We start from the raw sequence: 10,777 nt of genomic DNA on the forward strand, positions 1-10,777 counted from the left end.
CCCTCTTGTCATTGCGAGCCCTGCAAGGGCGTGGCAATCTCCTAAACAATGTGCAAAGTGTGCCACACGAGAAAAGATAGCTTTGTCGGGCTGACGCCCTCCTCGCAATGACAGTTCTATAATTAATGGTGATTTTTATGAAATTATTCGATAACAATTCCGATGTAATGGATGAAATCTGTCATTGCGAGCCCTGCAAGGGCGTGGCAATCTCCTAAACAATGTGCAAAGTGTGCCACACGAGAAAAGATTGCTTTGTCGGGCTGACGCCCTCCTCGCAATGACAGTTCTATAATTAATGGTGATTTTTATGAAATTATTCGATAACAATTCCGATGTAATGGAAGAAATCTGTCATTGCGAGCCCTGCAAGGGCGTGGCAATCTCCTAAACAAAGTGCAAAGTGTGCCACACGAGAAAAGATTGCTTTGTCGGGCTGACGCCCTCCTCGCAATGACAGTTCTATAATTAATGGTGATTTTTATGAAATTATTCGATAACAATTCCGATGTAATGGAAGAAATCTGTCATTGCGAGCCCTGCAAGGGCGTGGCAATCTCCTAAACAAAGTGCAAAGTGTGCCACACGAGAAAAGATTGCTTTGTCGGGCTGACGCCCTCCTCGCAATGACAGTTCTATAATTAATGGTGATTTTTATGAAATTATTCGATAACAATTCCGATGTAATGGAAGAAATCTGTCATTGCGAGCCCTGCAAGGGCGTGGCAATCTCCTAAACAAAGTGCAAAGTGTGCCACACGAGAAAAGATTGCTTTGTCGGGCTGACGCCCTCCTCGCAATGACAGTTCTATAATTAATGGTGATTTTTATGAAATTATTCGATAACAATTCCGATGTAATGGAAGAAATCTGTCATTGCGAGCCCTGCAAGGGCGTGGCAATCTCCTAAACAATGTGCAAAGTGTGCCACACGAGAAAAGATTGCTTTGTCGGGCTGCTGTATTTTTTGAATAGCCGAGGAAAATCTTGGGATGAAGCCAATAATTCCAATCTCCCTGTCCAACACTTTTGTGTCAGCCCAGGACATACCCTGACAATCCGACTGCGGCTTGCGGATAATACGTACCCTGGAAGGTGTGGGTATCATTCAGCGTATACGTAATGAGATGATAGCGATGTTTGCCTACCATGCGCCCGGAAAGCCGGTTTTGCAGGACTGTTTTCAGACTTCCGGCAGTGAATTCAAAAGCGGACAACTCTGCAGCATTCGTATTGCTGCTGAAATTGGCTGTGTCGGTGTCGATGCCGATGCCGAGCATGGAACAATTGGAATTTATCAGGTTGGAAAATCCCATCCCCGTCAATGTCAGATCCGCAAAATCCAAGCCGATCACCGCCGAAACGAAAAGTCCGTTATCGGCTGCATACGGCACCCAGGCATTTTGTACCGGATTGGGAGCGCTGGGTATAGCGCATAGTTTTCGCAGCGGTCGTTTGAAAGGATGATATAAATTCCAGATATTGCGGTCGCTCAATGTATCCCGACTGTATCCTTCCGAGGAAATTCCGATTGTTCCGACGTAACGCCATTTCTTAGCGGATGCAAGCACTGGAATGCCATCCTGATAACTGAGCGCTTCGGAGCGCGTCGTTAAACCCGTCCATTCAACCGCTGACAAACCGATGCTGCCATAGGTGTTGAATCCGACGAAAATATCATAACAATATTCCGGCTGTAAACCGGACAATGGCAGACTTAATTGCGTAAAGGGACACATCAGCCAGCCATTTTCCTCGCTGAAAAGTGAAATCTTGTTTCCCAGACAGGGTGTGAAATACAGGGTGTCCTGAGACGGGATGTCCGCTGACGGGAAAGGTTCACCGGATGCCAGCGTCAGTCTGCCCTGACAAATTTCCGGTTTTTGCAGGGAAGACAATATTTTGTTGGATGCAAAGTCTGTCACTGTGTGACTGACAATCTTTTTCCCGTTCCAATAAAAGCGGCCAATCAGCTTTTTACCGGTATCTTCCGATGAGGAAGCAGAGACCGACAGGGTGAATCCAGCTGAATTGGCTGACTTGACTGCGAAAATCCATAAAACTGCTGACGCAGGAAATTCAGCGGCATTGATCTCGTGCGTCAGGCTTGTTTTCATCACCGCAGGCTGTCCGTCAATCATCATGGCGCAAGGATTTGCTGCGGATGCGGTCAGTGTCAGTGTTGTCTCATTGCCGGAAAGTTGAATGGAGGAACAATGCTGGTATAACAACTCCTGAATCGTGGCAGTGAGACCTTCTTCTCCTCCGAACCGGATCGCGTCTGCCCGTAAATGGTTATATTGACTGGCTAACGTTGTTTCGCCTGCTGTAACATCCTTTGATAGTGGATATGTCATGGAGTACCTCATTTTTTCGAAAAAATATGTTTCGTGTTCTGGAATCCATCTGTTCCAGTTGTGTAGCGATTGCCACACAAAAAGAGATTGCTTCGTCAGGCTGACGCCTTCCTCGCAATGACAATTTGCCATGTACATCACCCTGAGCATCTTGAATTCGTGTTTTGGAATCTATCTGTTCCAGTTGTGTAGCGATTGCCACACGAAAAGAGATTGCTTCGTCAGGCTGACGCCTTCCTCGCAATGACAATTTGCCATGTGCATCACCCTGAGCATTTCGATTTACTGGACTTTTCCATATATTGGAAAATCCGTTTTGAAATCATAGCTTTCTTATCCCCAGATGGCTGCGCCCCAGGTGGATCGCAGTTCTTCGGTTTCCAGCCATAATGATTCTGTGCTTTCAAGCGGAATATCGACCATCACCCTGGTAGTCAGATGAATTTCAAGTTTCTCTGCCTGTTGATAAATGGTATGAATCACCGCATGTTCTTCGCAGCATAATCCTTGAATCGTTCCGGTCCGTGTTGTAAGACGGATATTGGTTTTCTCCAACAGGATGGCGTTCAATCTTTTTTGAATCTCGTTCGAGGAAAGCATGTACCACGAGCCGTCCGGACATAACATCCGATCTGCGATCAGGATGGTAAACCACAAATGACGGACCTCGATGGGTTCCAGATTTACAGAATTGCTGTCCGGCCAATATACTTCATAATGTATCCGAACTCTTGGACCGTCGAGGTCCGATGGAATCTTGTGCAGAATCAGCGGTAAATCCGCATGATTTCTGTGCTTCAGGATTACATCGCAATTGACTCCGGGTATCCAAATAGCTTCTGTCATAGCTTCCTCCTCATATTTCGAACCGTTGATCGTTAAGGTGTAAAACGGCTGTACGCAATTCAACCATTCGATCCGATTCACAGCGATTCCAAATAAGAATGGAATTATTCGAAATGCATATCCGGATTTCGAATTGCTGACGGATTCAGCGATCTGCTGAAAAGCCGACGGTCGGCAGTGCATGGTTGTACTCGCTCATGGTGATGGACAGTGCCTCCAGATCTTGCAAAAAACGCTGGATCAGAACGGCACTCTGTCGGATCAGTGTTTCGTAGTCTTCAGCCCCTCTTCCAAAAACTTCTGTGATGGATGCTGCCCGTATTTGCATGGCATACCCGGATCCTCCGCGACATATGATTTCCATGTGCCCATCCGGTACAGAAGTAATCGAAGCGTTATTAAGATGCGCAATGGTATGCGCTTCAGAAAGCTCCAACAGCGCTTTTCCACCGCTGACAATGTCGAAATCCGAATCCATGATGGTGATGAGACAACCGCTGTTTGTACGCTGGCAGCGATAGGAATTGACTGATCTGAACCGCTGTCCGCTGGAACACTCGGCATTGCCCGTACGGATACCGAAAATTAGTCGTTCCGGTTCGATGATCAGCGGTACGAAAAATTGAAAGCGGTTGATCGGCATGATCGGGACAGTCTGCTCCATTTTTTTTGGTAAAAAACGGTCATAATCTTTTAATGCGAACTGCAATCCTGTGCGGATCATATCCTCGCTGTAACGTTTCTGATTTTCATCACCGGTCAAAATTGAGATCATCGATTTGTAATCTTCAAATGTTTTCATTGATCGTCCTAAAGAACCAAGCTGTTACCAGCAATGGATGTGCCGCTGCCGCCGGAAGGCAGAAAAGCCTGGTATCTTAAAAAACTGAGGTAAGCCAGTTGAAACAATTTTCTTGTATATGCGGTGTTTTCGATTCGTGTATGGCTTTGTATATCCAGAAATCCGAATGCATATCCGCCGGCAAAATACGTTTCAGGATCAAATGCAGCATTCAGAATGATCGTGACCGTGTTGTATTCCATGATCAGTGAAGCCATGTATGCAGCCCGTAATAGAAAGCTGACCTTCTTGCCGATTGTATTGTTGAATGTGATGGTTCCATTATTCAGATAGATTTTCGAATTGCGCTTCGCATAGATATAAGATCCGAAAGAATAAATACTGCTGTCGCTTTGAAAATCCAGCGTGGCATTTTGAATTTCGACCTGAGCTCCATAATCGGCTGTCAGGATTCCTCCTTCGGTTTGATGCGCATTATCATAGGATGAGATCAGCGTCATGTCATGTATTTTCAGGTTGCAGCGATAACCGGACGCTGTCAGAACACTTCCTCCTCCGGAATTGCAGATCGTTCCATTGCGGATGATCAAAACCCCGGACCCGGATAAGCCGCCTACTGTCAGCTTTGTCGTGATCGAGTACACTTGGGAACAACAATCGATGGTTACGTTGAATGCCCGTGTATCCAAGCCATAAACAACGCGAAGCGCGTTGGTTACTGTCTTGAATGGCGATGTGGAAGAAAGTCCGTCATTCAGATCATTTCCGGTAGAACTGTTGACATAGTAAGTGCGGTTCGCCGTGAGTGTTTCTGGTGTCAGCGAATAGAACTTCTTCAATTTTCCAAACAGGACAGACAGGCTTTCTCCGGAAATCAGCGTCTCTCTGGCAGATGCTTCGCTGAAGGCTGCAGTGATGGCTGATCCATCCCCAGCCTGAATCGACCCAGGCACACCCTGGGGACCGGTTTCTCCCCGGATGCCTGGTTCGCCCGGATCGCCTTTCAGATCGGTATAGGCAAATTCAGCCTTTCCTTCTTGCCGGACACCCAGTCTGGTTCCGTCCCAGTTGAATTCCAACCCCTTTCCATTTTCCCCTTGCAGACCTGTCGTGATGGATACGACCGGTTCCACTGATTCTCCGGATACGATGATCTTTTCTTCGGTCAAATGAATTTCACCTGCTGCTGATTCTTCAAGGATGAAAATTGTATTTTCCATTTTACGGTTCTCCATTTAACGGGTAACCGAAGGAAACACATCGAAATTACCGCCGATATAGTATTTCACCGCCCCGTTGGCATCGATGGTTCGTAAATCGTACACATAGCGGCCAGCCGGAATGGCAGCGCTTTCTGCGGCGTCCAGAAACAGATTGATAATTCCTGCATCTCCCTGTATCGTGCAGGATATCTCCGCCGTCAGCTCTTCTGTCCATGCTGTTGTCCGAATATGACATTCTGCCGTCCGTCCGCTCAAGTTAATCACGGATCCTGCCGCATCTTTAAAATACAGTGTCCGTTGAAACGTCTCTCCGTTTTGCACACTGAAATCATGTTTGATCAAACGATACCTCCCTATCTCAGCAATTTAAATTTGAATTGACTTTTCGAATCGATCACGGAAATGTGTTGTTATTATGGTTTTGCACAAAGCGTAAAACCATAATAACAACCAATCATCATTCCAGTTTTCGAATCACTGAATCTGAATGCGGATTTTTGCGCCGTGGCGATTAATCAGTGTTACTTCATTCTTTTTTATTGCCCAATCCAGCAGATCCTGCGGATGAAGCGATGCGATGGAGCAAGCCTCGGAAAGCACATGATCGATCGTATTGCTGGAAAAGCTGACCGGTTTGTGTTCTGCCGGGTTTTCTTCTGCCGTTTCCTGTGTATCCGGATAATGGATAACCTCTGCAGCGTAACCTTTGGATTCAGAGATTTTTCTTCTGCTCATGCTGATTCCTTTTTTGACAATCCGTCTTCCAGCGCGACGCCAAGGATATACGCCATGATGACGCTGATGCTGTTGGATGCCGCCTCTTCACTGATCGGAAAATCAGGTGCGACGATGGATAGAATTGAAAATAGTACGCCGACAATTGCCGCCCAGAATTTTCTGGATTTTAATAACTGTTTTCCCATGATTTCACTCCTCCTGTCAGGGCGGAGAAATCCGCCCTGGTTGTTGAAATTGATAATGAAGCAATGGATCTTACCGGCAGATCGCTGCCGGATCAGGTGTCTGCAACGTTGGATTTGTATAAAGGCCGATAATCCGCAACAAAAACACTTAAGAAATGCCGGGCTTTGATGCGCACCTCATCATGTGTAAACAGTGCGCCGCTCAGCTGGTTATCGGCAATGTAAATTTCCGGCATTAATCCGAAGCGTTCTCCGACATAGATCGCCGGAACCAGCGCCGGATCCGCAACGGCTGCCCAGTCGGATGGATCCGAAAATTCGGGGCAGGTAATCACATCCCCAAAGTGTCCGCGCTGCATATTTTCGGAGGTGTAATCCGCTTCCCAGGCGAAAGTCGGATATAGAATGCGCTGCGCTGTCAGCCGCAATGCGCGCGGCACAATCAGATAACGGGCATCAACTGCCATTTTAGGCGCTGTCCCTTCATCTTCCACCAGCAGTTCCTGATCGTAGATCGCCTGGCTGGCGGTCTCCCAGGCCGTGCCGGAGAGCGCGGACGTCCCAAGATTTTTGTGATGCGTTGCGTCAAATACTTTATAGGTATCCGCCATGGCCGGACCGACTCCGCTGTTGGCTGTGAACACTGCCCCGATCAGACTGGAAAGCCGGCGCAGCCCTGCGGTTGCCAGTTTGTTAGGGTATTGCCGCAACCGCAGCGTGTCATCCCGTTCGAACATTTCAATTGTCAGACCCAGATATCCGCCGTATTTTGTCCATGCTCCGGTTTCTGCGGAATCGCTGACGCCCAATTCGGTGTACGCTTCCCCTTCGGTAACGGAAGGCAGCAGCGAGATTTCGCCGACCAGAATGCCGGTGATGGTCTGCAGCGAATTGAAATGCTCAATGGTCACAATCGGTTCCCACCAGCGATATCCGCTGGCGCCTAATTCTTCCCAACGCTGAGCGACCAGTTTGTTGAGCGCATTTTTGAGAATTCCCGGCAGATCGGCGCTGGCAGAAAAATGAGCCCGAGACAAATCATACCCGCCATGAAAGTCATAATCTCCCGTCATCAGCGTATACAGCTCGCGGATACCGCTCAGCTGCTGTGTATCCAACCCGCGCAGTTTTTCAGGACGTTTCGCTCCCAGCAGATCATGTACTGCGGCGTTGATCTGATCGCTGCTGTTGTACATCGCATCGAGCCTGCTGCTGATTCCGCTGACGGATTCGCCAGCCATCAGAGACGAGATCAAATTGTGTGCATCGTCGATGGCTTCAGTCAGTTCATTCGGTTCAAAAATTCGATTCGTGAATTGTTTGCGGACGCGTTCCGAAACCGGCTGCGGCAATTTGGCACTGCCCAGCGCTGAATCCAGCAGATGTTTGCACATTTCAATGCGCAATGAACGTGTTTTCGCCGCATCCTGGGATAGTTCGGACACCTGATTGGATGTGTCCATCAGCGTTCGAACTGCCGGTTCGTTATCCGATATCTGATTGGATAAGTTGTCGGTTTGGCTTTTTTTTATTACGTTGTTCAGCACTCTGGTGAAGGCGCCGCCGCGTGCCGGATCCGCTACGAGATCGACGGAATAAATATGTAGAATCTGCAGGACTTTGTTTCCCTCATGCGTAAACGATAAATCGGCGGAAAAACCGACATTCGGATTGACTTTCTCAACGGACAGCGTTTGTTTCCCCAACTCAATCAGCAGGTCTGCAGCGGGTCCGAGCGGCTTCAGATGACAGCGGACGCCTTGTGACGCCTCATCCCAGACCGGTTCGTTCAGTATCCCGGCAAGGTCGCGGATGCTGTGTCCGGCGGGATTGTTGATGTCCTCATGATCAATGAAACAATGAACCTGATTGAATAATGGCGTGGCAGCCATCAGCGTCTCCCTTGAAAAAACCCAGCCGTTTCCTTCTCCTGCTGTGATGGCCAAAATTTCAAAGGATTCACCGCTTTTGACCGGTGTGCCTTGCAGCGTCAGTGTGCCGCGCGTCGTGTTTGGCGTGCTGTCCGATTGACCGCATCGTTTTTGTGAATCCATAGGTTGCTGCGATAAATTCATAGCCTTTCGTCCCTTTCTGTGTTTCATGATTGTAGAAAATTTATTCTATTTCAAATCATAAAAAAACAATGGAAGAAAGGCAATACCAAAAATTGGTAGGGGCAAGTAAGGGCGAAGGCATCCACGTCAGGCAAACCTGGAATAGGATATCGTAGTGGCGAAGCATCCGACATGAGCAAACCTGAAATAGAATCTCGTAGTGGCGAAGCATACGACATGAGCAAACCATGGTTAAGATCGAGACGATTGTCGTATGCTTCGCCCCTACGGATGCAACGATTGCAATGTCAAACAACCAGGTGATATTATTGATCGGTGCCGTGGGGGGAGATTTTGAATCCGTCCATAAAACGATTTATCGTTAGGATCTTGTATCGTAATGGCGAAGCATCCGACAATCGTCTCGATCTTCACCATGGATTGATCATGTCGGATGCTTCGCCATTACAAAGATCATTATCCACCTCTTTGCCCCTACCCTGCATTTATTAAACAGAAAGAGCCCCCGAATAAACTCGAGAGCCCTTTCCTAAACGAAAAAATTCATTACAGAATTTACTCCGTTTCAAGCGCCCCACTGTGGGGAAGCCAATCTCCATGTGCTGGAGTTATTTTTACAATACAGTGAATTTGATTAAAATTCAAGAGGATTCACTTTCTTTTGAGAATTGATATAAAAAAAAGGATCCGGAATTGACCGGATCCTTTTCAATTCCATTAATCAGATTACAGCGGTCTGGCAAAGACGACACGGCGATTGAGATAGCCGCCATCGGCAGATTCGTTTTCACAGGTAATCAACACAAGACCATTTTCAACTTCGGTTGCCTTTTTCTGCACAGCTGCGAAATCGTCCGGTTCAAAGAGCTCATTGGCATAAACACCATACTCAATCAGATCTCCGGAAGCGTTGCGCACAAAAATGCGGTCATTTTCTTCCAGATCCATCAGGAAGAGGAACGGTCCGGCTTCGAGATTGTTCAAGTGATTGTGTGCGGCGATGAAACTGGTTCCTTCACCCGGCAGTGCGCTGCCTTGCAGCAGTCCGGCCTGGTCACCCAGCCAGTCTACAGCCCAACTGTCTTCATCTTCCGGAACAATAACCAGATTGGCGGTTACGTCCAATACAGGCACGTCAATGGAGATACCCAGTGTGTCATAAGCCATGGAAGCAGGCTGCTCACGCAGGAGTGTCATATTTTTGGTTGAGAATCCGGTGCATGGCAGTTTCGGATTCGGAAACCGATCTGGCTGATCCGGATCACGCGGCCGTTCTTGTCTTGGAGGATAGCACTGGTCGCCTTCGCGGCAATTGGGCACACGATACCATTCAATGTCTGAGGGCGATGCAAAATCTGGCGGTGTGGCAAAACCTCCAAACGGCGGTTCCCCGGGCCATTGCTTGGCAACCAGCGGCTGGTCTTCTGTCGCCGTTGTCAAAGAGGCATCCATACTCAGTTGTTCTATCGGAGCAAAGAACTCAGGCGATAACTCCAGCGTTTTACTTTCAAGCGGAATATCCACGGATATCCATTGCGGATAGAGATCCAGATTTGCTTGAACAGGAATCAGTTGCCCGAAAGTATAGGAGTCTCCATCCAGATCAGCACTTGTATTCCAGGAATCGAACAGGAATCCTGAACGAACCAGTGGGTCCGGTTGATTTTCTGCATTCAAACCCAGGTTTCCAAGAATTATGCATTCCTCACCTGCCTGGTATAGCTTCTGATCAACGGGTACGGAACCGCTGTCGGAAAGGGTATCATGATAAATCACCTGAAAACCTTCAGATTGAGGTTCTTGCACTTCGATTCCTTCAGAATCGATAATCGTCAGCAAAACATCGGCGTAGCTTTCATTGTAGAATAGCTGATCATTTTGAACTGCTGTGACGCGGAGTTTATAGGTTCCAACCTGACTGAACACTTCACTGTTGCAGCCGACAAATGCGGTTCCGTCAATGGAACAGGCATAAGAAATCTTGGGGGATGGATCGGTTATTTCTTCAACGCCGTCGGTGTATTTCACCTCGACCGGGAACAACGTGTCAGCAGAAATCAGCCAGGTAAAGTCTCCAGTAAAATACACCGGGCTGGTTTGTTCTTTCACACTGATTGATGAGCTGCAGTAATCCGCGGCAGTACAAACTGGATCTGCGAATACCGTGGTTGTGATGGCGAATAAGCTACAGATCAATAATAAATAGATAATTGTTTTTTTCATGTAAATGATCCTCCATTCTTGTTACGAAAGGATTTTTCCAGCGGCAAAAAGAAGCATGCCGAAAGTTCCTTTTTTTCATTCGAAGCATTATAAAAATACTTCTGTTCCTCATTCGTTGCAAGGGATATGCCAAAATGAACTTTTAATAAATTATTCTAAAAATGTAATTTTATAAAAAAAGGTAATAACCAGCTTTATGAATTAGTTGGTGTAACATATTTTCTGTAAAATAAAGAACCTTAACAAAAGAGGTGAGTCAGAAGTATCCTTATAGTAACCAAACCATAAAAGGAGACTAGAAATGACTCACCCAAATAATTATACCTTT

The 10,777-nt window shown here is 47.1% G+C and carries 10 protein-coding genes; 1 reads left to right on the forward strand and 9 read right to left on the reverse strand.

The window, feature by feature from the left end:
- Positions 1 to 1,034 precede the first annotated feature (1,034 nt).
- The 8 genes from ATC1_RS05005 to ATC1_RS05040 form a co-directional block, all read right to left on the reverse strand.
- A complete protein-coding gene (locus tag ATC1_RS05005) occupies positions 1,035 to 2,357 on the reverse strand; it encodes a hypothetical protein (protein WP_062278936.1) in 1,323 nt (440 codons plus the stop codon).
- 333 nt (positions 2,358 to 2,690) lie between these two features.
- Positions 2,691 to 3,386, reverse strand: a complete 696-nt coding sequence (locus tag ATC1_RS05010; protein WP_062278937.1) for a hypothetical protein — start codon at positions 3,384 to 3,386, stop codon at positions 2,691 to 2,693.
- Entirely contained in the window at positions 3,349 to 4,005 is a 657-nt protein-coding gene (locus tag ATC1_RS05015) for a hypothetical protein (protein ID WP_062278939.1), read from the reverse strand. The genes ATC1_RS05010 and ATC1_RS05015 overlap by 38 nt, the downstream gene beginning before the upstream one ends.
- A gap of 8 nt (positions 4,006 to 4,013) precedes the next feature.
- On the reverse strand, positions 4,014 to 5,225 hold the full coding sequence (locus tag ATC1_RS05020) for a collagen-like triple helix repeat-containing protein (protein WP_062278941.1): 1,212 nt from the start codon (positions 5,223 to 5,225) through the stop codon (positions 4,014 to 4,016).
- A gap of 15 nt (positions 5,226 to 5,240) precedes the next feature.
- Complete coding sequence (locus ATC1_RS05025; RefSeq protein WP_062278943.1) at positions 5,241 to 5,570, reverse strand: hypothetical protein; 330 nt, start codon at positions 5,568 to 5,570, stop codon at positions 5,241 to 5,243.
- 132 nt (positions 5,571 to 5,702) lie between these two features.
- Positions 5,703 to 5,963: a hypothetical protein gene (locus ATC1_RS05030; protein ID WP_062278945.1), complete on the reverse strand. Its 261-nt coding sequence runs from the start codon at positions 5,961 to 5,963 to the stop codon at positions 5,703 to 5,705.
- Positions 5,960 to 6,151, reverse strand: a complete 192-nt coding sequence (locus ATC1_RS05035) for a hypothetical protein (RefSeq protein WP_062278947.1) — start codon at positions 6,149 to 6,151, stop codon at positions 5,960 to 5,962. Before ATC1_RS05035 ends, ATC1_RS05030 begins: the two co-directional genes overlap by 4 nt.
- A gap of 92 nt (positions 6,152 to 6,243) precedes the next feature.
- Positions 6,244 to 8,205, reverse strand: a complete 1,962-nt coding sequence (locus tag ATC1_RS05040) for a phage major capsid protein (RefSeq protein WP_152024230.1) — start codon at positions 8,203 to 8,205, stop codon at positions 6,244 to 6,246.
- Positions 8,206 to 8,453: 248 nt separating this feature from the next.
- Here ATC1_RS05040 and ATC1_RS14805 point away from each other — a divergent pair, with 248 nt between their 5' ends.
- A complete protein-coding gene (locus tag ATC1_RS14805; protein ID WP_154664737.1) occupies positions 8,454 to 8,591 on the forward strand; it encodes a hypothetical protein in 138 nt (45 codons plus the stop codon).
- A 361-nt stretch (positions 8,592 to 8,952) separates the two neighbouring features.
- Here the strand turns inward: ATC1_RS14805 and ATC1_RS05045 are convergent, their stop codons facing one another.
- Positions 8,953 to 10,449 (reverse strand): class F sortase, encoded by a 1,497-nt coding sequence (locus ATC1_RS05045; protein WP_062278950.1) that lies wholly within the window; start codon positions 10,447 to 10,449, stop codon positions 8,953 to 8,955.
- Positions 10,450 to 10,777: the final 328 nt, after the last annotated feature.

The sequence above is a fragment of the Flexilinea flocculi genome (assembly GCF_001192795.1).
Taxonomy (GTDB): Bacteria; Chloroflexota; Anaerolineae; order Anaerolineales; family Anaerolineaceae; genus Flexilinea; species Flexilinea flocculi.

Excerpts from the sequence above, each read along its gene's own strand:
- ATC1_RS05005 (WP_062278936.1), bottom strand. The coding sequence starts at position 2,357 with ATGACATATCCACTATCAAAGGATGTTACAGCAGGCGAAACAACGTTA.
- ATC1_RS05010 (WP_062278937.1), bottom strand. The coding sequence starts at position 3,386 with ATGCACTGCCGACCGTCGGCTTTTCAGCAGATCGCTGAATCCGTCAGC.
- ATC1_RS05015 (WP_062278939.1), bottom strand. The coding sequence starts at position 4,005 with ATGAAAACATTTGAAGATTACAAATCGATGATCTCAATTTTGACCGGT.
- ATC1_RS05020 (WP_062278941.1), bottom strand. The coding sequence starts at position 5,225 with ATGGAAAATACAATTTTCATCCTTGAAGAATCAGCAGCAGGTGAAATT.
- ATC1_RS05030 (WP_062278945.1), bottom strand. The coding sequence starts at position 5,963 with ATGAGCAGAAGAAAAATCTCTGAATCCAAAGGTTACGCTGCAGAGGTT.
- ATC1_RS05035 (WP_062278947.1), bottom strand. The coding sequence starts at position 6,151 with ATGGGAAAACAGTTATTAAAATCCAGAAAATTCTGGGCGGCAATTGTC.
- ATC1_RS05040 (WP_152024230.1), bottom strand. The coding sequence starts at position 8,205 with ATGGATTCACAAAAACGATGCGGTCAATCGGACAGCACGCCAAACACG.
- ATC1_RS14805 (WP_154664737.1), top strand. The coding sequence starts at position 8,454 with ATGGTTAAGATCGAGACGATTGTCGTATGCTTCGCCCCTACGGATGCA.
- ATC1_RS05045 (WP_062278950.1), bottom strand. The coding sequence starts at position 10,449 with ATGAAAAAAACAATTATCTATTTATTATTGATCTGTAGCTTATTCGCC.